This is a genomic window from Streptococcus sp. 2021WUSS109, from assembly GCF_044427305.1.
Classification (GTDB): Bacteria; Bacillota; Bacilli; order Lactobacillales; family Streptococcaceae; genus Streptococcus; species Streptococcus suis.
In genome coordinates this window covers 31886-53805 of record NZ_JAOTGF010000008.1, presented here as the reverse complement: position 1 = coordinate 53805, position 21920 = coordinate 31886, and the positions used below count along the sequence as shown (strand labels likewise).

General features: G+C 41.2%; 29 protein-coding genes. All 29 read left to right on the top strand.

The window, feature by feature from the left end; all coding sequences use genetic code 11:
• Window positions 1-18 precede the first annotated feature (18 nt).
• The 29 genes from treR (at window position 19) to ODU37_RS04320 (ending at window position 21919) form a co-directional block, all read left to right on the top strand.
• Window positions 19-732 carry a trehalose operon repressor gene (gene treR, locus ODU37_RS04460; RefSeq protein ID WP_012774930.1) on the top strand — a complete coding sequence of 238 codons (714 nt, stop codon included), beginning with the start codon at window positions 19-21 and terminating at the stop codon, window positions 730-732.
• Window positions 733-789: 57 nt separating this feature from the next.
• Complete coding sequence (locus ODU37_RS04455) at window positions 790-1101, top strand: hypothetical protein (protein ID WP_002935948.1); 312 nt, start codon at window positions 790-792, stop codon at window positions 1099-1101.
• Complete coding sequence (locus ODU37_RS04450) at window positions 1098-1646, top strand: CvpA family protein (protein WP_002935945.1); 549 nt, start codon at window positions 1098-1100, stop codon at window positions 1644-1646. The genes ODU37_RS04455 and ODU37_RS04450 overlap by 4 nt, the downstream gene beginning before the upstream one ends.
• A 550-nt stretch (window positions 1647-2196) precedes the next feature.
• Window positions 2197-4530, top strand: a complete 2334-nt coding sequence (locus ODU37_RS04445; RefSeq protein ID WP_249562417.1) for an endonuclease MutS2 — start codon at window positions 2197-2199, stop codon at window positions 4528-4530.
• Between the two features lie 169 nt (window positions 4531-4699).
• Entirely contained in the window at window positions 4700-5077 is a 378-nt protein-coding gene (locus ODU37_RS04440) for a DUF1310 family protein (protein ID WP_024415346.1), read from the top strand.
• A 3-nt stretch (window positions 5078-5080) separates the two neighbouring features.
• Window positions 5081-5647: a DUF1310 family protein gene (locus ODU37_RS04435; protein ID WP_347269330.1), complete on the top strand. Its 567-nt coding sequence runs from the start codon at window positions 5081-5083 to the stop codon at window positions 5645-5647.
• Window positions 5640-6044, top strand: a complete 405-nt coding sequence (locus ODU37_RS04430; RefSeq protein ID WP_249562418.1) for a hypothetical protein — start codon at window positions 5640-5642, stop codon at window positions 6042-6044. Before ODU37_RS04435 ends, ODU37_RS04430 begins: the two co-directional genes overlap by 8 nt.
• 47 nt (window positions 6045-6091) lie before the next feature.
• The gene (locus ODU37_RS04425; RefSeq protein ID WP_024415343.1) at window positions 6092-6469 is read left to right on the top strand and encodes a DUF1310 family protein; all 378 of its coding nucleotides are present in this window, start codon (window positions 6092-6094) and stop codon (window positions 6467-6469) included.
• Between the two features lie 2 nt (window positions 6470-6471).
• The gene (locus tag ODU37_RS04420; RefSeq protein WP_228380471.1) at window positions 6472-6855 is read left to right on the top strand and encodes a hypothetical protein; all 384 of its coding nucleotides are present in this window, start codon (window positions 6472-6474) and stop codon (window positions 6853-6855) included.
• A 72-nt stretch (window positions 6856-6927) separates the two neighbouring features.
• Window positions 6928-7302, top strand: coding sequence for a hypothetical protein (locus ODU37_RS04415; RefSeq protein WP_249562419.1), 375 nt, complete (start codon window positions 6928-6930; stop codon window positions 7300-7302).
• Between the two features lie 42 nt (window positions 7303-7344).
• Window positions 7345-7737 carry a DUF1310 family protein gene (locus tag ODU37_RS04410; RefSeq protein WP_105179062.1) on the top strand — a complete coding sequence of 131 codons (393 nt, stop codon included), beginning with the start codon at window positions 7345-7347 and terminating at the stop codon, window positions 7735-7737.
• A gap of 1 nt (window position 7738) precedes the next feature.
• Window positions 7739-8974: an Mbeg1-like protein gene (locus ODU37_RS04405; protein ID WP_249562420.1), complete on the top strand. Its 1236-nt coding sequence runs from the start codon at window positions 7739-7741 to the stop codon at window positions 8972-8974.
• Entirely contained in the window at window positions 8953-9339 is a 387-nt protein-coding gene (locus ODU37_RS04400; RefSeq protein WP_024411398.1) for a hypothetical protein, read from the top strand. Before ODU37_RS04405 ends, ODU37_RS04400 begins: the two co-directional genes overlap by 22 nt.
• Before the next feature lie 12 nt (window positions 9340-9351).
• Window positions 9352-9672, top strand: coding sequence for a hypothetical protein (locus ODU37_RS04395; protein WP_249562421.1), 321 nt, complete (start codon window positions 9352-9354; stop codon window positions 9670-9672).
• Between the two features lie 397 nt (window positions 9673-10069).
• Window positions 10070-10384 carry a thioredoxin gene (gene trxA / locus ODU37_RS04390; protein ID WP_015646361.1) on the top strand — a complete coding sequence of 105 codons (315 nt, stop codon included), beginning with the start codon at window positions 10070-10072 and terminating at the stop codon, window positions 10382-10384.
• A gap of 133 nt (window positions 10385-10517) precedes the next feature.
• Window positions 10518-12047, top strand: a complete 1530-nt coding sequence (locus ODU37_RS04385; protein WP_249562422.1) for an AMP-binding protein — start codon at window positions 10518-10520, stop codon at window positions 12045-12047.
• Between the two features lie 39 nt (window positions 12048-12086).
• On the top strand, window positions 12087-13028 hold the full coding sequence (gene msrB, locus ODU37_RS04380) for a peptide-methionine (R)-S-oxide reductase MsrB (RefSeq protein WP_398580428.1): 942 nt from the start codon (window positions 12087-12089) through the stop codon (window positions 13026-13028).
• Between the two features lie 188 nt (window positions 13029-13216).
• Window positions 13217-13561, top strand: coding sequence for a hypothetical protein (locus ODU37_RS04375; protein WP_172038401.1), 345 nt, complete (start codon window positions 13217-13219; stop codon window positions 13559-13561).
• The gene (locus tag ODU37_RS04370; protein WP_024393332.1) at window positions 13551-13829 is read left to right on the top strand and encodes a hypothetical protein; all 279 of its coding nucleotides are present in this window, start codon (window positions 13551-13553) and stop codon (window positions 13827-13829) included. Before ODU37_RS04375 ends, ODU37_RS04370 begins: the two co-directional genes overlap by 11 nt.
• 25 nt (window positions 13830-13854) lie before the next feature.
• On the top strand, window positions 13855-14265 hold the full coding sequence (locus tag ODU37_RS04365) for a hypothetical protein (RefSeq protein ID WP_105158662.1): 411 nt from the start codon (window positions 13855-13857) through the stop codon (window positions 14263-14265).
• A complete protein-coding gene (locus tag ODU37_RS04360) occupies window positions 14265-14540 on the top strand; it encodes a hypothetical protein (protein WP_002935908.1) in 276 nt (91 codons plus the stop codon). The genes ODU37_RS04365 and ODU37_RS04360 overlap by 1 nt, the downstream gene beginning before the upstream one ends.
• Before the next feature lie 25 nt (window positions 14541-14565).
• Complete coding sequence (locus ODU37_RS04355) at window positions 14566-14967, top strand: hypothetical protein (protein ID WP_014636783.1); 402 nt, start codon at window positions 14566-14568, stop codon at window positions 14965-14967.
• On the top strand, window positions 14964-15200 hold the full coding sequence (locus ODU37_RS04350) for a hypothetical protein (protein WP_024411405.1): 237 nt from the start codon (window positions 14964-14966) through the stop codon (window positions 15198-15200). Before ODU37_RS04355 ends, ODU37_RS04350 begins: the two co-directional genes overlap by 4 nt.
• 77 nt (window positions 15201-15277) lie before the next feature.
• Window positions 15278-15694, top strand: coding sequence for a hypothetical protein (locus tag ODU37_RS04345; protein ID WP_192872538.1), 417 nt, complete (start codon window positions 15278-15280; stop codon window positions 15692-15694).
• Complete coding sequence (locus tag ODU37_RS04340) at window positions 15688-16902, top strand: Mbeg1-like protein (RefSeq protein WP_105158661.1); 1215 nt, start codon at window positions 15688-15690, stop codon at window positions 16900-16902. The genes ODU37_RS04345 and ODU37_RS04340 overlap by 7 nt, the downstream gene beginning before the upstream one ends.
• The gene (locus tag ODU37_RS04335; protein WP_024383128.1) at window positions 16887-17276 is read left to right on the top strand and encodes a hypothetical protein; all 390 of its coding nucleotides are present in this window, start codon (window positions 16887-16889) and stop codon (window positions 17274-17276) included. Before ODU37_RS04340 ends, ODU37_RS04335 begins: the two co-directional genes overlap by 16 nt.
• The gene (locus ODU37_RS04330) at window positions 17263-17556 is read left to right on the top strand and encodes a hypothetical protein (RefSeq protein WP_002935900.1); all 294 of its coding nucleotides are present in this window, start codon (window positions 17263-17265) and stop codon (window positions 17554-17556) included. The genes ODU37_RS04335 and ODU37_RS04330 overlap by 14 nt, the downstream gene beginning before the upstream one ends.
• A gap of 375 nt (window positions 17557-17931) precedes the next feature.
• Window positions 17932-19917: a DUF1430 domain-containing protein gene (locus ODU37_RS04325; protein ID WP_249562424.1), complete on the top strand. Its 1986-nt coding sequence runs from the start codon at window positions 17932-17934 to the stop codon at window positions 19915-19917.
• A 19-nt stretch (window positions 19918-19936) separates the two neighbouring features.
• Window positions 19937-21919 carry a DUF1430 domain-containing protein gene (locus tag ODU37_RS04320; protein WP_249562425.1) on the top strand — a complete coding sequence of 661 codons (1983 nt, stop codon included), beginning with the start codon at window positions 19937-19939 and terminating at the stop codon, window positions 21917-21919.
• Window position 21920 lies beyond the last annotated feature (1 nt).

The following is a 21920-nucleotide window of genomic DNA, read 5'->3' as shown; positions in this document are numbered from 1 at the left end:
TGAATTTGCGAGGAAATGATGAAAAAATACCAAGAAATTTATAATGACTTAAAAGAAAAAATACGGACAAATGTTTATCCGGCAGAAAGCTCCCTACCGACAGAACAGCAGCTTCAGGAAATCTATGGTGTTAGTCGTGATACGGTTCGTAAGGCGTTGGCGATTTTGACTGAGGGAGGTTTGATTCAAAAAGTGCAAGGGCGTGGTTCAATGGTCCTTAAGCAAGAAATTCTCAATTTCCCAGTTTCAGGTTTAACTTCCTATCAGGAATTGACAAATGTTCTCCAGCTTTCTACCAAGACAGATGTTGTCAGCTTAGATATGATTACCGTTAATAGTAGCCTTTCGCATTTGACAGGCTTTGAGCCGTATAGCAAGGTGTGGAAAGTTGTCCGTACACGTTCGATTGACGGTAAGGTCTCCGTTGTGGATACAGATTATCTTGCTGTCGATGTCGTGCCAGAGTTGACAACAGCTATTGCTGAAAAATCCATCTACGAATACCTAGAAAATAAGTTAGGCCTTGATATTGCTTATGCACAAAAAGAGATTACGGTAGAGCCGACCAATCGAGAAGAGCGTGAGCTAATGCAATCGAAGGATGATTATTTGGTCTTGATTAAATCTCGCGTCTATCTCGGTGATACCCAACAATTCCAATATACAGAAAGCAAGCATAAAATTGATAAATTCCGCTTTGTAGATTTTGCTCGTAGAAAGCATTCTTTATAGGAGAGATTAGCCAAATCAAGTTTTTTACGCTATAATAGATAGAAGAAGAGGTAAGATATGGCAAACTTAAATCGATATAAATTTACATTTGGCGAGAAGCAATTAACCTTGACAACTGAGCATGATAATTTATTCATGGAAGAGATTGAGCGTATTGCACAGGAAAAATACCAAGCCATCAAAGAAAAGATGCCGACGGCGGACCCTGAAACCCTCGCACTTTTGTTGGCAATCAATGCTCTATCCGTTCAACTAACGCGCGAGATGGCATTTGAACAAAAGGAACAAGAACTTGCAAGCGTCAAAGAAAAGGTCTTGAAAAAGAATGTGACCTTGATTGACTTAGATGAGCTTGAGGACAAGGTATGATTTCATTAGCAATTATTCTCATTTTGGCATGGAGTTTCTACATTGGCTACAGCCGTGGTCTAGTTCTACAGGCCTTTTATAGCATGGGCAGTATTATTGCCCTGGTGGTTGCGACGGCTACTTATAAAAAATTGGCATCCTTCCTTTATCTCTGGGTGCCATTTGCCAATGCTACTCAGGGGAGCTCCAACTATTATTTTGATGAGAAATATCTCTTTGACCTAGATATGGTATTTTATGCGGGATTGGCCTTTCTTTTGATATACGTCTTGGTTTATGCTATTGTGCGTTTCATAGGAATATTTGTCCATCTATTAGAGGCTTTTAATCCTGATACAAAAACGACCAATCTCATAAGCGGCGCCTTGGCTGTCTTGGTGACTTTTATTTCTCTTCAGATTGTCATGGTCTTGCTATCGACTATTCCGTTAGCGATGATTCAAGATAAATTGCACAGTAGTTTTCTTGCCAACATCATGATTCAGTACACACCATTCACTAGTAGCTTTTTAAAATCTCTCTGGTTGAGTAATATAGCAGGGTAAGGGAGACCTTATCCTTTTTATCGTCATTTATAATACTCTTCGAAAATCAAAATCAGACATTGTTGACTTGATTTGATGAGTGGGAGTGGGAAAGAACTCGAGCAGTCTAAAAGAGTTCGTCAACAATTTTTCGTTTTAAGTTGTTGAGCTGAAACAGTCTATCCCCAGACTGTTTCACTCCCACCCCCGCACAGTTGATTAGGTCGGATTTGGAGTGTGAAACACGAACAAATCTGCCAATCAACCACTGCGCTGAGATGCTGACACGAACTCTGAGAAGCGAGGATGGACTTTCTGCCCAGCCTCAGCCTGCTCCCTTGAAATATAACAGGAACAGAGTTCTATCTGCATTAGAGCGAAACGGACTACGTTCGCCTATTTCCAACCTCTAAAGGTTCCCCCGAACCCTTGGAGCAAGTCTGATTTTGATTTTCATTGAGGATTAGTTGACTGTTATACCTTTAATGTAAGAGATTGGGAAAGACTATATTTTTATCTTTTATTGTTTTGATAATGAGATAAAGCTAAGGAAAAGACTAAGTAGGAACATATGAATAATAAAATTATTGAAACCCTTGAATTTCACAAGGTAAGACAAAAAATTGAGCCCTATCTCTTGACGGAACAGGGCTTTGAAGAATTACGACAGTTGGAGCCCATGGTGGAAGTCCATCGTATCCAACAGTCCTTCGACGAGTTGACAGACATAGCTCAGATTTTTGTGGAAAATCCCTATTTCAGTCTGGCTGCTACTAGTGACATCGGTCCAGCCATGCGTCGTTTGGAATTGGATACAGACCTCAATATCGCTGAATTATTAGCTGTTAAAAAGGTCTTGGAAGTTTCTAAATCTCTCTTGGATTTTTATGGAAATCTGGAAAATGTCAGTCTTAGCCAGCTGGATAAACTCTTTGAGAAGATTGAGCTTTTTCCAAATTTACAGGGCTCCCTCCAGTCCATCAATGATGCTGGTTTTGTCGAGGATTTTGCCTCAGAAAAGCTGGCTCGTATCCGCCGGAAAATCCGTGAAGCTGAAGACCAAGTTCGTCAGGTCATGCAGGATATTTTGAAGACCAAGGGGGACATGCTGTCCGATAGCATTTTGGCAAGCCGTGATGGACGTAATGTCCTTCCTGTTAAAAATACCTATCGCAATAAGATTGCAGGGGTTGTCCATGATATTTCTGCTTCGGGTTCGACCGTTTATATTGAGCCGCGGGCAGTGGTGACCTTGAACGAAGAAATCAGTCACCTACGTGCAGAAGAACGCCATGAGCTCAACCGTATCTTGCAGGAATTGTCGGATATGCTCCGTCCGCATAGTGGTGTGATCCGTAACAATGCCTGGCTTATCGGGCATATTGATTTCGTCCGTGCTAAGCATCTCTTTGCGCGTGATCATCAAGCAGTTGTACCCAAACTATCTGAGAAGCAGGATATTGCCCTTCTCAACGTTCGGCATCCGCTCATTGCTAAGCCTGTACCAAATGACCTTTATTTCGGTAGTCAGTTGACGGCTATCGTGATAACAGGTCCCAACACAGGTGGTAAGACCATCATGCTTAAGACCTTGGGATTGACCCATCTGATGGCTCAGTCTGGTTTGCCTATCTTGGCTGATAAGGGCAGTCGGGTAGCTATCTTCAAAGAAATTTTTGCGGATATTGGGGACGAACAGTCTATTGAGCAGAGTTTGTCCACCTTCTCCAGTCACATGACCCACACGGTGGAAATTTTAAGAGCAGCTGATCAAGATTCTCTCATTCTATTTGACGAGTTGGGAGCTGGGACAGATCCGCAGGAGGGTGCGTCTTTGGCTATGGCCATCTTAGATGACCTTTGTTTGCGGGGGATCAAGACCATGGCGACCACCCACTACCCTGAGCTTAAGGCCTACGGGATAGAAACCTCTGGTATTGAAAATGCCAGCATGGAATTTGATAGCAATAGCCTGCGTCCGACCTATAAGTTTATGCAGGGTGTTCCTGGTCGCTCCAATGCCTTTGAAATTGCTCGCCGTCTGGGTCTATCTGACATCATTATCCAGTCGGCTCAGTCTTGGACCGATACAGATAGCGATGTGAACCGCATTATCGAGAAATTGGAAAGTCAGACTGTTGAAAGTCGTCGTCGCCTCGATAAGATTCGCGAGGTGGAACAAGAAAACTTCAAGATGAACCGTGCGCTTCGCAAACTCTATGATGAGCTCAATCGTGAGCGAGAAAACGAGCTCAACAAGGCACGCTTGGAAGCCAAGGAAATTGTAGATATGGCATTGGCAGAAAGCGAGGGTATTCTCAAAAATCTCCATGCTGCAGCCAGTCTTAAGCCTCACCAGATTATCGAAGCCAAGGCAGAGCTGAAAAAGTTGGCGCCTGAAGTGGTGGATCTGTCTAAAAACAAGGTTCTGAAGAAAGCTAAAATTCAGCGGGCAGCCAAGGTGGGCGATGACATTATCGTTACAGCTTATGGACAACGCGGGACCTTGACCAATCAGCTCAAGGACGGGCGTTGGGAAGCTCAGGTTGGTTTGATTAAGATGACCTTGGCCAAAGATGAGTTTGAGTTAGTCAAGGCGGAAAAGGCAGAGCAGCCTAAGAAACGCCAGGTTCACACAGTCAAACGTGCCAATGTACGAGGACCAAAAGCCCGCTTAGATCTCCGTGGCAAACGCTATGAAGAGGCCATGCTGGAACTGGACGAATTTATCGACCAGGCCCTTCTCAACAATCTGGCACAAGTCGACATTGTCCACGGTATTGGTACAGGGGTTATCCGAGAAGGGGTGACAAAGTACCTTCGCCGCAACAAGCAAGTCAAGGAGTTCGGCTACGCCCCACAAAATGCAGGTGGTTCAGGCTGTACCATTGTGACGTTTAAATAAGGAATTAGCAAGCAAGGATAGAGTCAGTCTATTCTTGCTTTTATATTTCTGCGATATAGGGAATAGGATGGGTCAAAATACAGTTCAAGTACTTACTAGGTTATGCTATACTATACTTATGAGGTAAGAAAGCGTCTTACTTGATAGGATTTCATAAAGGAGGTCTAGGATGAAAAAAGTAATGAATATCATTGTCGGCATTTTGTTAGTAATCGGGATTGGAATAGGAGGAATTGGATATATGCAACACAAGGAACATGAAGAAATGGTCGCAATCGCTACTAGTGAAGAGGCTAGAGCTGTTTACGAAAAACACATGAAAGCGAATGACCCAAAAGCGTTAACGGCTGATGGAATTATAAAAACTTATGAAATTGACACTGAAACACTAGAGTATAATCCCATGGGAGGAATGATGGTAAGAGTTTATGTAAATGGAGATGAAGACTTTGGCTTTCATTTTAACCTTTTACAAAATGAAGATGGAAAGTTTAAGTCTGGAAGTTATGTTATCAAATCAAAATTGGCAGATTTATTAGGGAAGTAGTTCATGGTAAAAAAATATGTTAATGAAGATAATCTTCAGATTGCAATGACGGAATACAATAATTTAGGTAAGGGAGATGCTGTAATTACACAATATGATGATATAGTAGGCGTGTCACCCTCGACTTCGACAATGAAAATGGCAATGGTGAACAGGTTTATGCTAAGGAGGTCTAAGATGAAAACAGTTGTCAAAATACTAGTTGGCATTATTGTCGCTATAGCACTCGGAATAGGAGGATTTAAGCTGATGCAAAAAATCGAGCACGACCAGATGGTAGAGATTGTGAAGGGTGAGGAAGTGAGGAAAATCGTAGAAGAACAACTTAAATATCTAGATAATGAAGCACTTTCAGAGGAAGGGCTGATAAAAACATATGAAATCGATGATTCTTCTATCATTCATAGTCCGATGGGAGGGATAAGTTTTAATATTTTCTTGAATTCAGATAGAAAGTTAAGAGTGGTGTTCGAATTAGAAAAGGATTCTAATACAGGAAAAATTGAATACTCCGGGGGAGGGTATTCTTCTGAAGTGAAAAAATTAGTTGGAGAAATAAACAATGACTGAAAAGTATACTGATCGTGATCGACAGAAAATTGCCAACAAAGAGTATTCAGCTTACAAATTTGGAGATGAGGTAAATATCGGAACCCTAGAATACCCTAGATACATCGGCACAGTCCGTAAGGTACTCAAAGATGCAACAGGCTTGGATGGCTATGTGGTTGAAGAGCCTGACGGCAATGTGACAGTCTTGTTCCAAGGTTCTAAAGGTCCAGGGAAGGAAGGCTCTGCAGCAGATTGGCTGGATAATGATTTGCCGATGGCGCACAATATTATATCTAATAAGTCAGAAGTGACGCCTCAACTTCAGTCCGCTTCCCGCAAACTGAACCAATTATTGAATGACTACCCAAATGCTCAAATTACAGTCTACGGTCACTCGTTTTATGCTATACTATGAGGTAAGAAGTGCTCTTATTTGATAGTATTTCATAAAGGAGGTCTAGGATGAAAAAAGGGCTGAAGATAATTATCGGTATTTTGTTAGTAATCTGTATCGGAATAGGAGGATTTGCTTATATGCAACACAAAGAACACGAGAAAATGGTCGCTATTGCTATTAGTGAAGAGGCGAAAAAGGTTTATGAGGAATATTTAAGGATGGAAGAACCAGCAGCTCTTACCAAGGAAGGTAAAATTAGAACATACGAGGTTGAGCTGGAGGAACTGGGATATAATCCGATGGGTGGTCTAATGACAAAGATTTATGTCAACAATGATAAAAAGAAAACGATGAGTTTTAATCTAATTGATAATGAAGATGGGACATATAGTACAGCTTATTACATACTATCTGGAGAATTATCAACATTTTTAGAGGAGTAGCTATGGCAGGAAAATATATAGATGATCCGCACCTTCAAGTAGGAATGACTCAATATAACAAAGATATGATAGAAGGTCGCGATGTTTATACTGAAAATAAACAATTTGTCGGCACAGTCACCCTCGACTTCGACAATGAAAATGGCAATGGTGAACAGGTTTATGCTGTCGTGAAAGATCCAAATTTGCCCAAAGACCAAGTGTTGGAAGTTACGGTTCTCTTTCGAGGCTCGACTGGACCAAATGAAGTATTGTCAAAACCTGCAGATGTGTGGAATGACTGGCTTGAAAACGATCTTTTTTTAGGTTTGCGCGTCTTTGCCCAAGATCATCCGAACTATACCCAGAACCATGACCATGCGAGTGGACAATTAAAAGCATCTTAGGAAGCTCTAAATACAATAATGGCTACCTACCCAAATGCAAAAGTCAATCTGTACGGCCACTCCCTAGGTTCGATGGATGTCCAGTACGCTATTGCTAATTTATCTGACACCGACATTAACCGTTTAGAGAGCGCGTATATCTATAACTGCCCTAATATATACGGCATCCTAGACGACCAACAGAAAGCACGGGTCGACTCCGTCAAAGGGCTGATTCATAATTATGCAGATCCCAAAGACCCTGTCAGTATGGTTGGGCGTGACCTAGACAAAGGAAGTTTAGATTCCGTTGGGATGGTCCACTTCGTGGAAAGTAAGGATATCGATCTTGGCAATCAGCACATGACCTATGGCTATCAGTTAGACTCTTCTGGCAATATTAAGGTCCTACAGACTTCTTCCACTTATATATTTAAACCACTAAATTTATGTTATACTATGAGGTAAGAAAGCGTCTTGCTTGATAGGATTTCATAAAGGAGGTCTAAGATGAAAACAGTTGTCAAAATACTAGTTGGCGTTATTGTCGCTATAGCACTTGGAATAGGAGGATTTAAGTTGATGCAGAAAATTGAGCACGATTATATGGTAGAGGTTGTGAAGAGTGAGGAAGTGAGGGAGATTATCGAAGAAAGGTTAATTTCTTATGATACAAGAGCGTTAACTGAAGAGGGAGCAATAAGGTCCTACTCTATAGATAGTTCCTCAATTCGCCGTAATCCAATGGGAGGAATTAGCTTTACGGTTCACGTTAATAATGATAGTGGACTGTATGTTTTTTATACAATTAATAAAGATTCTAATACAAAAAAAATAGTGCTTGAAGGTGGAGGGAATTCCTCTAGGTTTGAGAATCTAATATCAAAAGAGACGAGGGAATAATATGTACACTGAACAAGAGAGACAAAGAATAGCTAAGGAGGAGTATACAGATTATGTAGTTGGCGACCCTGTTAAGATTTTTACCAATGTCAAAGAAGAACTAACTATCGGCACAGTCCGTAAGGTACTCAAAGATGCAACAGGCTTGGATGGTTATGTGGTTGAAGAGCCTGACGGCAATGTGACAGTCTTGTTCCAAGGTTCTAAAGGTCCAGGGAAGGAAGGCTCTGCAGCAGATTGGCTGGATAATGATTTGCCTATGGCGCACAATATTATATCTAATAAGTCAGAAGTGACGCCCCAACTTCAGTCTGCATCCAGAACTCTGAACCAGGTCCTGAAGGACTACCCTAATGCTCAAATTACAGTCTACGGTCACTCGTTAGGCTCAATGAATGCTCAATATGCTCTGGCCACTGTTTCGGATATTGACCGCATTGCTGGGGCTTATATCTATAACGGCCCAAATGTTTATCCTGCTTTGACGGAAGAAGAAAAAGCCAGAGTGAATGCTCTAAAATACCGTATTCATAATTACATTGATCAAAAGGATTTCGTTCCTATTGGCTATTCAGGGAAAGATGCTCCCGGCTATAAATCACCTGTAGGAACGAGTGAGGGGGCAATCGGCATAGTCTATCGTGTGGACAGCAAGACTAATCTCAATCCTATTGATCAACACGTGTGGGGTGGTTATCAATGGAACACCGACGGCAGCCTAAAAGTAAAGGAAGGTTCTTCAAAACTAGAACAACATTATTCCAATGCTCTCCACCATGTCTCGTCGGAAATGTACCACTATGCTACTTTAAAAGCAACCCTATCCCGTGGTGGCTTCAGTTCGCGTGAAACCATCTATCTGGATAGCGAACAAGCCCGCATCCTGGCTCAAGGACTGGTTAAGGTTGCGGAAACCACTCACCAAACACTCGAAAAAGAGACCACTTCCACCCTTACAGAAGTAAATGAAGTCTACAGTAGCTTAGGAAATGTCCCTTTTGGCTTCATTTTGAGTCCTGATGAAGTGAGACAGGCCTACAGCAGTGCAGGTGTTGACTATCATAGTCTGGTAGGAGATAGCACCAATCAAGTCGAGAAGTTTATCACTCGTTCCAATCAACTCAAGCAGGATTTAGTGGACTTAGAAAGTCAAATCCAAGCAGGGATCGAGCAGAAAGTAACGGAAGACCAGACATTAGCACAGAGGATACAAGAATGGACCAGTACGATAAATTAAAGACAGAGTTAATGAAGAAAGAGTGGGAATGGGAGGATATTGAGAACCAACAACGAAAAGCTCAAAAAGAACTACAAGAACACTATGAAAATGTTGAAGAAACCACTCGAATATTGACTCGAATGTTGGAAGAAAAGTATCAAGAAGTTCTGTTAGAATTGCGACAAGTCGGAGACGAGACAGGAGACTTGCACCATTTACTCAACAATGGCATGTCCGAATGGCATACCGCAATCGATCAAGAGCGATACAGCTCTATTCACCGATTGGATCAGAAACAAGAGGACTTGGATACCTACTATAAAAACCAGTACCGAAAAATGCAAGATCAGATTGACGAAATTTATACAAAATATCGAGAATAGAAGGGAGAGCCAATGCATCAACTTTATCAAATGTTGCAAGATTTATATACCAAAGCTGACCAGATAGACTACGCGACGATTAATGCTATAGAGAAAGAAATTGAACATTGGCTGATTCACTCTATCTATGCTCCACTCAAACTGCGAGAAAAAAATGCAATTTTAAAACAACACAAGAAGAAAGTTCAAACAATTGGAAATGATGGAGAAAATTCCGTAAAATTGATTGCAAACAGTTTTGATACAAGTATAAAAGGCGAGTTTTCAAAAAAGGTACAACAAGTTGTGAAAGAAAAGGCAAAAGAATATACAAAATTGGAAGAGGTAGAGTAATATCTCATCCTGTAGCATCCTTTCGTAAATCTTTTCCCATTGCTACAACTGGATTAGACAGAAAGAACAGTCTCCCATTTCCCCTCTCGTCCCCCTGCGGACAAGTTTAGAATGACCAACATGCTTTCAAATCACAAGTGTTTAAGCATGTCTATCTCATTTCTCTTCCGTAGCACCTACTCCGTCACCTTGTCTCATTGTTACAATTGGATTTGATAAGCAAAACAATTTTTCATTTCTCGCTTGTATCGTTGCGGACAAGTTTAGCTTTACCCATTTTTTTACAACTGAAATTCTTATAGGTACGTTTATCTCATGCTTCATCCCGTAGCAAAAATTCGCTTTCTGTTTTTTTTTGGTGTAGAATGATAGTAGAAAAACAGAAACGGAGAAAATTATGGTTCAAGTTATTACAGATGCAAACTTTGAAGTTGAAACACAAGAAGGCGTAGTCCTTGTAGATTTTTGGGCACCATGGTGTGGTCCATGCCGTATGCAAGCACCGATCTTGGAACAATTAGCAGACGAAGTGGACGAAGATGAATTGCGTATTTACAAGATGGATGTTGATGAGAATCCAAACACAGCTCGTCAGTTTGGTATCATGTCTATCCCAACTCTTTTGTTCAAAAAAGATGGACAGGTTGTGAAACAAGTTGCTGGTGTTCATACGAAGGAGCAAATCAAAGCTATCTTGGCAGAGATTGGTTAATTGAAAATGAAAGCAAGTGGTGGATTGACTACTTGTTTTTTCACAACTGTGAGTCATAAAAAGATATCAGATTGTGAAGGTTGGCACAAGATGTTATAATAACCTTATCATTGTCATTTTAGAAAGGTTAGATATGTCAACTATTAGTTACAAACCATTAAATCTCTATCGTCAGTTTAAAACAGCAGCTCAAGAGTTTCCAAATGTTGCCATTTATTTTGACCAACCCTACGCATCCTTCCCTGAATTAGGATTGGAAAATACTTATCAAACAGTTTTTGAGGCTATTCAAAAAAGAGCTACTCAATTTGCAGCAGCAGGTATTGGCTATGGGGACAAGGTGGTTCTGTATAAGAGCCCAGCTTTCGACACCTATTTGTTAGCAGTAGCGGTAACGGCATTGGGTGCTGTTCCTGTTATGATTTCCTATCATTTACCATCTTCGAATTTAGATGTGTTTGCAGAGCGATTGGAAAAGTCTTTCATTGTCTACGACCAAGAAACGGAAGAACGTGTAGCAGGAATGACTCGAACTGACCTGGTCACAAAGGTATTTTTACCCCAAGTCCTAGTGCAAGAAGCAGTTGCTTTTGAAGAAAATCTCCTGCCAGAAGATGTTATTCAATACATGACCCATACTTCGGGAACGACAGGTGTTCCAAAACTAATCTGCCACACAGCACAGACCATGGGCTGGCGAGTAGCTTGGCAACAAACTATTTTTGACAAGATGACGGAGAGAGGCTTGCTGGCCTTCCATATCTCCCCTGTACATTCACGCTATAATATCGGCGTGTCTTCGGCGATTGGTCTAGGATTCCCCCTCTACCCGCTTTCTTCTGCAAGAAAAGATGATGTTGAACGGGCGCTTGCTCTTCACCGTCCAAGAGCTCTGGAAACCCATCCGAATAACTTTGTTCAATGGGCAAGATTGGCCAAGGAAAAACCAGAGGTCTTTAGTAGCATTCGTTATTACCATTCAACCTTTGATGCTATCAATATTGGTACGCTTCGCGCCTTCTTGGAGGCTTCTAAAGAGCAAGATCCAGTCTTTATGCAGGTTTATGGTCAAAGTGAATGTGGTCCAATGATTTTACGTTACCATCGCTTGGAAAATCTAGGAACAGTTAGCGGACGAGATATGGGGATTGGTCTAGAAGGTTACACAGAAGCACGCATCACAGATGCCCAAGGGAATCCTCTCCCAGCTGGAGAAAACGGCCATATCCAGTTCCTGTCAAAAGGCCGTGCTGTGACTTACTACAAAGAAGATGCCCGTTTCCAAGATAATGTGTACGGTGCTTGGTGGGATAGTGGTGACTACGGCTGTATGACTCCAGAGGGTACACTTCTTTTAAAAGACCGTCAGGTTGACCTTATTGAGCACATCGACAGCAACCTTGCCTTGGAAGACCTATTGCTGGATAAATTGGACTTTTTATCAGAAGTTGTGATTATCCGCGATGTCAATGGTGCACCGCAGCCGATTATCGCTTTGGCAGAAGATGCTGAGATGAATTGGGAAGCTTGGTGGACCATGGTTGCAGACCTACCACTATTGAAAGAGCCTATCTTGATGGCTTATGACGACATTCCACGAACTGCGACCATGAAGGTTCAACGTCTCAAAATGGAAGCAGAAATGAAAGAAAAAAATCTGTAAGGGTGACGAAACCACGCTTGCAGATAAGAAGGAGTTCACATGAAAGAAATCTACCTAGCAGGCGGTTGTTTCTGGGGGATGGAAGGCTACTTTTCCCAGATCGATGGTATTCTTGACACTAGCGTTGGCTATGCCAATGGACAGGTGGAGACGACCAATTATCAACTCCTCAAACAAACAGACCACGCAGAGACGCTCTATCTAGCCTATGATGAGACTCGTATCAATTTGCGGGAAATTCTCCTCTACTATTTCCGGGTCATTGATCCCTTCTCTGTCAATCAGCAGGGGCCTGACAAGGGGCGCCAGTATCGGACTGGTATCTATTACACAGATAAGGCTGATTTGCCGACCATCGAGCAGGTCATGACGGAGCAGTCCCAGCTCTTTGGCGGACGCACCCTAGCCGTTGAAGTGGAGCCACTCGCACATTACATCCCCGCCGAAGACTACCATCAGGATTATCTCAAGAAAAATCCCCAAGGGTACTGTCATATCGATCTTGGGCAGGCAAAAATCCCTCTGATTGATGTTGCAGACTACCAAAAGCCAGACCAGCAAGTCTTAAAGGACAGTTTGACCGACCTCCAGTATCAAGTCACTCAAGAAGCTGCGACGGAAAGACCCTTCGAAAATGAGTTTTGGAATAGCGACCAAGCTGGCATCTATGTCGATATTACGACTGGCGAGCCCCTCTTTCTCTCAACAGACAAATTCGACTCAGGCTGCGGCTGGCCCTCCTTTACCAAGCCAATCAGCAAGGAAGTGGCGACTTATTTCCAAGATAAGTCCCACGGCATGAACCGTATTGAAGTCCGCAGTCGGGCTGGTCATGCTCATTTAGGTCATGTCTTTGATGACGGACCGCGTGACAAGGGTGGATTACGTTACTGTATCAACTCAGCAGCCCTTTGCTTCATACCGAGAGAGGAAATGGAAGAAGCAGGATATGGCCTGTTTTTGGATTTGCTGTCAGAATGACAGGGAAACACTTCAAAGTAAATAGATTAAAGAGCTTAAGGTATTGAACTTAAGCTCTTTATTATCCATTTTATTTGAAAAGTTATGTTCAAAAATAATATAATTATATTAGGAGGATTTTTATGTTTGTATGCAAAAAACGACTAGTTTTATTCACCAGTTTGTTGTTCCTGTCAATAGGAGGAATGATGATGTTTAATTTTCACCGCATGAGTGAGGAAGAAAAGTTGCAGGCTCAAATCCGTAATGAACAAGAGCGTATGGTCTTGTATGCCGTCAATCACTATGAGGGGATTGAGAAGATAGAATTTACCAGTTTTGAAGAAAATAAGATGACGGGTGTTTGGTCTGCAGGTGCTACAATAAATAATGAGTATCGAGTTTTATTTAAGTTATATGGTTTTGATGGTGATTTATATATGAATTATGGACCATCAGAAATGGGGAAGTATTTGAAACTTAAAGAGGAAAAAACAACTGTTGATAGGCTTTCTGGGGTTGAAATTATATATGGAGAGATAAATGATAACTGATAAAGATTATAGGAACATATCTGAAGATGTCTATGAGGTTGACTCACTTAAGGATTCACCTACTCCGCCGATTGAGGGGGAAGTGGTAGCTGATAAAAAATTCGTCATCCTCTCCCAGCCTCAAGATATGATCAACGGTATGCAGGCCATAGCGGTTGCTCCGATTAAGGGTTACGATGCTGAAAACAAACCGATTCCAGACACTTCCCAAGTCGTTATTGCCAGTTTTCCTTATCCTGATTCTAGTGTAAATACCGAGTATTTATAGTATAATCAACATAAGGAGGTTTTATATGTCCCAAAAACGTCCCCGCCTCATACTGGTTATGAGTGCCATTTGTATCGCAATAGGAGGAATGATAATGTTTAGTTTTCATCGCATGAGTGAGGAAGAGAAGTTGCAGGCTCAAATCCGTAAGGAACAGGAGCGTATGGTCTTGTATGCCGTCAATCACTATGAAGGGATTGAGAAGATCGAGTTTACCAGTTTTAGAGAAAATAGGATGACAGGTGCTTGGTATGCAGGTGCTATATTAAATGATGATTATAAAGTTACGATAACAGCAATGGGATTTGATGGAGATTTGTCGATGAATGATGGTCCTTCAGACAAAACAGGTTTGTATTTACGAATTAAAGACAAGCCGACAACCATTTCAAATCCAAATCACATTGAGGTAATCTATTTTAAGGGGGATAACTAATGATAACAGATCAGGATTATCGCTGGATTGCAGATGATGTATATAAAGTAGATCCGTTGAAAACAGATGACACTTTAAAACAAGGCGGTAGAGCAGGACAAGGGCAGTATGTCATCATCGAGCCACCCGTTGATGCGGGCAACGGTATGCAGGCCATGGCGGTTGCTCCGATTAAGGGCTATGACTCTGACAACAAACCGATCCCAGATACTTCCCAAGTCGTTATTGCCAGTTTTCCTTATCCTGATTCTAGTGTAAATACCGAGTATTTATAGTATAATCAACTTAAGGAGGTTTTATATGTCCAAAAAATGTCCCCGCCTCATACTGGTTATGAGTGCCATTTGTATCGCAATAGGAGGAATGATAATGTTTAGTTTTCACCGTATGAGTGAGGAAGAAAAATTGCAGGCTCAAATCCGAAAGGAACAAGAGCGGATGGTTTTGTACGCCGTCAATCACTATGAAGGGATTGAGAAGATAGAGTTTGTAAATTTTGAAAAGGATAATAAGACAGGGACATGGGATAGTGATGCAATTATAAATGACAAATTCCATGTTACTTTTGTATCTTGGGGAGAAGATGATATTACAATAAATGGTGGAAAATCTCAAACAGGTGATTACTTAGTTCCTAAAGTAGCAACCACAGTAACAGAAATTAGTAATATACAAGTAAAATACTATAAGGAGTTGCCATGATATCGGATAAAGATTATAGAGATATTTCTAAAGTGGTTTATGATGTAGACCTATTAAAGGCACCTAAAACTCCACTAATACAAGATACTCCAGTTGTAAATGGTAGTTTTATCATCATCGAGCCACCTGTTGATGCGGGCAACGGTATGCAGGCCATGGCGGTTGCTCCGATCAAGGGTTACGACACTGACAACAAACCGATTCCAGATACTTCCCAAGTCGTTATTGCCTAGTATAAGATAGTTTTCTTATCTTGATTCTAGTGTAAATACCGAGTATTTATAGTATAATCAACATAAGGAGGTTTCAGATGTCCAAGAAATATACCCGCCTCATACTTGTTATGGGCGCCATTTGTATCGCAATAGGAGGAATGATGATGTTTAGTTTTCATCGCATGAGTGAGGAAGAAAAGTTGCAGGCTCAAATCCGTAATGAACAAGAGCGTATGGTCTTATATGCCGTTAATCGCTATGAGGAGATTGAGAAGATCGAGTTTACCAGTTTTGAAGAAAATAAGATGACGGGTGTTTGGTCTGCAGGTGCTACAATAAATAATGAATACCTAGTAACTTTTAAAGCTTTTGGATTTGCTGGGGACTTGGGAATGAACCAAAGTGGATCTAAAATTACAGGTGGTCACTTGATTAAAAAGGCGGTACAGACAGATATTTCAAATATTGGTCATGTTGAAGTGATTTACCTTGAGGGGGATGAATTATGGTAACAGATCAAGATTATCGATGGTTAGCAGAGGATGTGTACGGTGTCGATGCCCTAAAGAAAGTCGATGACCCTCCTGTTCAAGGTGCAAGTGTAGGTGACGATAAATTCGTCATCCTCTCCCAGCCCCAAGATATGATCAACGGTATGCAGGCCATGGCGGTTGCTCCGATTAAGGGTTACGATGCTGAAAACAAACCGATTCCAGACACTACCCAAGTCGTTATTGCCTACGCAGGGACTAATGATGGCGACATTAAAGATTGGGCAACAGATATTTCTATGATAGGCGGAGGGAATACGGCTACTTTTACCGTTCCCGGTCAGAATGTCCCCTATATATCTCAGTCTATAACTGCGGTAGCTTTTGCAGATCAGATAGTACAACGCTATCCCGATGCAACCATCACAATCACAGGGCATTCGTTAGGAGGCTCTCTGGCGATGTATGTTGCTTTGAAGAAAGATCTTCCTGCTATTACCTTTAACGGTCCCGACATTCACAATATGATTTCAGAAGATGAAATAGAGTATATGCAGCAGCATAGAGCACAGTTTCGTAACTATCGAAATAAGTATGACTTCCTTGGAGATATTACGGGAAATAAGACGAAATCAGCTATTTATCCAGCGGTGAAGAATATCCCAGGGGATGCTATAGCTGATCACATGCTAAATGCTTGGAAGTTTAACAAATATGGTCAGCTGATTGATGCCAACGGTCAGGTGGTATCAACCTTTACTGGTGCTCCTTTGGAAGATACTCGTTTGGCTATGAAACGCTGGAAAAAGCAGAAAACAGCCTTATCTAAAGGTGGCCTAAGTCGTAGTGAGGAGATTTTTTTGGACAGTGAGCAGGCCAGAACCATCTCAGCAGGGATTGTTAGTGTTGCAGATGCAGGGCAAATGAGTATTTTTGCCCATTGCGATGACTATGTACACCAAGCAGAGGAGTTGTGGAATTCGATTGATTTTCATTCCTATTCAGCTCTCAGCTATTGGGAAGTTTGTGCCCTTTTCTCAGAGTATGGTGTTAGTCAGGAAACCATTGTCGGAGAGATTGAAGAGACTATGGATATATATCGGCAGAGGGCAGAGATAGCTACAGAAAAGTTCACCGTCTTGGACACTCAAATTATTCAAGCAATCAACATAATGCTGGAAACAGATAAGAGACTAGCAGGAGATTTTGAGAAATGGAATCAGATGTAATATGGGAAAGAATCCGTAAGCGAGAGCAAGAATTATTTGATCTGGAGGATGACTATAACCAAGAGAAAAATAAGATTGAAGCACGTCAAGAAGACCTAGAACAGCGTCAGAATGCTTTAAAACTCTTGATAGAAAGAGAACAGGAAGAGATGCGCTGCTTTCTCAGTCGTCATTCCTTGGATTATGATGCGGCCTTGTCCTTTTTTCAAGAGTTGGATCAATTACAAGAAGAATCCTTTTATCAGTACAGTCAAGAGATGGATCAACTGTTTCAACGGGAGGAGAGGCTGTCCCAGCAATATCGGACAGACCTCTACCGCTTAGAAGACACTATTAGCCAATTAAGGAGGGACTATTCAAATGGACTTGAATGATTACTATACCGATATAGATCCTGATTTCTCTTTCCGAGAACTACGGCGGAAAATAGAGCGCTATCGCATAGTAATGCAGGCTAGAGTCTTGTTGGATAAACGCGACACTATAAAAAGAACAGGGAAGACAGACATTCAGAAGATAGCCAGCGAAACGAAGCAAACGATTCAAACGATGAGAGGACGGTTGGAAACCAGTATCAAAGGGAGTGTACGTACAGGGATTGAAGAAGCCGTGGATAAACACAGCAGCTTGTATGATACAATCACACAAAGTTAAGCTGAGATATAAGTTACGCATAACAAGCGTATAAAGAAAATTTCGTTTTCAAAACTATTTTCTCGCTGTTGGCATCCGTTTTTGGTAGAAAACTGTTTATAGCTTTGGAAATGAAAGACGATCCTGGTTGAAGTATTGGTTTCGTGAAAGCGCTTTTAAAATGCAGATGTCTAGGAAATGGGTATACGCATTTTCTTCATGCGTATGGCATGGTAAGAATGCAAGCAACCTTGTTTTTGTTTTGTTTATATGTTAAGATAGAGATAATAGCGAAGTGATACAATAAACTTTGGAGAACATGTTGATTTTGGTTACGGGTTCTAATGATAGGGGGGTGGTGGAGTCCACCTCCTTTTTGTGCAAATGGGGTTCGTTATGAAAAAAGTATTTACTTATTTATCTACTTTTAGCGTCTGTCTCTTCTGTATGTGGTTAGTGAGTCTGCAACTCGATTCTTTAATTTATCATTACTATCCATCGGTTTCCATATTAAGTCGAGGGGAAGAAGTGACCTATGAAGAAGTGTCGGATGCCCTGACAAATTTAGCTAAAAAGGAAAATAGTCTAATTGCTAAGACAATAACAGAAACAGATGATAGTGGGCGAACTACTACCAGTTATGATGTTTTTGGGAAGGGGGAGCTTCCGCAGGGCTTGGTCAAAGCGGATAGGTTAGTAGCTAGTCAGGCCAACTTAGCTGAAAATTACTATGTTGTAAAAGGGAATCTGGACATCAAAGCGGTAGAAAATGTCTTACAGTCACTAGGATTGGTGGATAGCTATATTTATAGACCGACCCTATTAAACAGTCTAAGTCTATTTTTTGGTAGAGGAGCTCCGAGCTTAGGCCTTATTATCTTTATACTCACCAATCTTGCATTGACAGTAGTTGGGCAGATTGTCTACTTGCGGTCGGCAGGTATAGAGATGCTTTCAGGGGTGAGGAGTTGGCAGATTGCTAGTCGTTTTTTAAGAGTGGATGGAAGAGATATAGCATTGGCTACAGGAGGAGCGCTTGTTTTTGGATTAATTGCTATTTTAATTTTGGGTTGGCCAATGGTATATTATCGTTTTGTAGCAATCGGTATCGCCTTTTATGCTTGTTTGCTTTTTTTCCTATCTTTATCGACAAGTATTGGATTCATGATTGCATTAAACATTTCTCAGTTACAAAAGCTAATTAAGGGAGCTTTGCCTCTCAAGGCGATTTTTGCTATTTTACTAGTAGGTCAGTGTTTAGCGGTTTGCATCATCTCTATTGGTGCTAGTCGAACGTTGACATATGTTGGAGTTCTCCATACACTAACGATAGGAGAAAAGGCTTGGCAAGAAAGACAAGATGTTTTTAGTCTGTCTTTGAATCGTGAAGCATTCATAGCTGATGAAGCGATGGCCCAGCAACAAAGAATGGCTTGGTCTCATGTAATTTTAGAATCATATGCGAAAAATAATGTAATGTTAGTCCAGCACCATTTACGGCATAACACAATAAAAGAACATACCATCATTGAATCCAGCAAGGAAATTCCTCTAGAAAGGGTACTTTATGTGACGCCGAATTATATACAATCAGAAGGTGGCCTGTACGATTTCAATCAGCTGGAAGAGATAAAGCAATTAGGTAAAGGAGAAATTGCATTATTATTACCAAAGAGTTTGCAAAATGATGCGAGTGTTTACCAAGCGTATTTTGAGGACATGGTAGGAAAATTGCTTGCGGATGGAGAAAGATCCCTAAGTTTGCATTCAAACGTTTATTACATTTCCGATGAGAAGCGATGGTTCATTTACAATCATACCCCGATAAATTATGAGCAATTTTTACAGGCTCCGTTGATTGTTGTTCTATCACCTGAAAGTTTTGAAGAAACGTCCTATTTTTGGGAAAATGCGTTACCAGATTTTGTATTTTTCAAAGATAAAGAGATGCTGGAACAACTGTTGGACAAATACAATTTACAAAACACAATAGGTAGCTTGTTATCTAGCAAGCAACATTACAACACCCTGAGAAAAAATGTTCAACTTGAAATTCTTATGACCCTATCTCCGACAATCCTTGGAATATTCACTTCCATACTATTGTTCAATACGATGAATCTTCTATACTTTGAGACCTTCAAAAGAGAAATAGCTATCAAGCGGATAGCAGGGATGCGTTTTATCGAATTGCATGGTTCTTATCTAGGAGAACAAGTCGGCTCCGCTCTTATTGGGATGGGTTTGGCAATGTTTATGACAAAGTCAGTTATTGTTAGCCTAGGAGTAGTTGTGGCTTTGTTGATGAATAGTTGGATGTTACTGAATAATCAAGCGAAAAGGGAAGAAAAAATCCAGTTGAGTGTATTAAATGGCAGATAGTTAATGAGGTGAAGTTAGAATGAAAGGAAAATTTGTACTTGTATCGACGATCATTCTAGCCGTCTTTATGATCTGGTTGGGGGGCAGCCAAAAGGAGACTATGCTAGTTCATTATTACCCTTCTGTGACCGCCTTGTCAGTATCTGAGGACGTGACTTACTCAGATGTACGACAGCGATTAGAGGAATATTCTCAACAGACGGATAGTGTCATTGCCAGACGAGTGATTGAGCCAAGTACATCAGGTGGACGTACCTTTTCTTATGATAATTTTAGTCAGTCTTCCCTACCAAGAGGGCTGGAGGAATTTCAGGCATCAGAAAAGGTGGAGTCTACACTTTTAACCAAATATTTTATTTTCCAAGGGAAAGCGACGGTAGAGGAGCTTCGGTCTCTTCTTGTTTCGCTTGGATTTGATGAAGTTCAGATTCGGAAGCCTTCGACTATTGCTACTTTACTAGCATTTCTGACACAAGGTGGTCAATTCTTAGCCGTACTGGTCTTTCTTATTACCTATATGGCTTTGGTCGTGATTGCCAATGTAAGGCAGTTGCGTACAGCAGGTATCCGTTTGATTGCAGGAGATTCACGTTGGCATTTATTTCTACTATCTCTACAGGAAAATGCGAAAGAGATAGCTCTAACTATCCCATTTGCGGTTCTTCCAACAGTTGGACTGGCCTGTCTCATTGGATTAGATGGCTATTCTGTCTACTATCTGGTCGCAGCTCTAGTGGGCTATCATTTCTTACTTGGTTTGATTGTCCTTTTTTTCGCTGCTACATTTACCTTGGCCATTCGAACCTATCACTTTTTACCCTTGTTAAAAGGGAAGATGCCCCTGCAAGGGATCCTGACCATTATGGTTATGGGACAAATGCTGGCTCTACTGGTGGTGTCATTTGGGGTGGCTCAAACCGTCTATTATTCAGGGATTTGGCAGGAATACCAAGTAGGTGCCCAGCAGTGGGAGAATGAAGGGGATTATTATAGTTTAGCTTGGAATATTTCTGCGGATGGTCGCTCAGGACTAAATTCGTCTGAAAATTGGTATCCTTTACTAAAGCAAGCTTTGGAGGAAGACGGCGCGCTCTTTGTCAAAAGTAATTTGAATGCCTATTTAATGGGCTCCCAACTGGAAGATGGGACACGCCTTGACAGCTACCATCCAGCTGGAAACACCCTCTACGTTAGTCTAAATTATTTGCAGATACAGGATGTAGACTTGTCGGACGAAGCATTACCTTCTCTACAAGAAGGAGAATTTCAGCTTCTCTTACCTGAAAAATTGCGCCCTGAAAGCGATACGTATCTCCATCTTTACCAAGACTATATCAATCGTATGGTAAGACCTGCCAATCAAGCAAGCTCAGCTACCATCAAGGGAAAAGTTGCCTATTTAAAAGATGGGCAGAAGCAATTTATCTACAATCATCGTTCTGGTCAGCATGTGCAATATTTGAAAGACCCTATTTTAGTTGTGCTGGCACCGTCAAGTCTGGGAGAGGAATCTGCTGATTTTTGGTTGAATGAAGTAGATAGCAGTATTTTATTTAAAAACAGAGATAAACTTTTGCGCGAATTGAAGGCAAGAAATCTGTTTCAGTTTGTTAATGAAGTGAGAAGTAGTTCCTCCCTATTTCAAGAACTATTAGATCGTATTCGGATAGAGACCGTTTCAACATCTATGGGTGCCATTTTAGGGATTGTGACATCAATTGTCCTGTTTAATACCATGAATCTATTATACTTCGAAGAGTTTAAACGTGATATTTTTATCAAAGAAATTGCAGGGATGGATTTCTTGGGAATCCATAAGAAATACCTAACGTTCCAACTGCTTTCCCTCTTGTTGGCTCTTGGAGCAAGCATGGTAGTGACAGGTCACATTTTCATAAGTAGTATCAGTTTTGCCTTGTTTATGGTTAATGCCCTCTGTTTATTGAGGTGGCAGGCGAGGAGAGACGTAGCTTGGAATATCCGTATTTTGAAAGGAGCCTAGT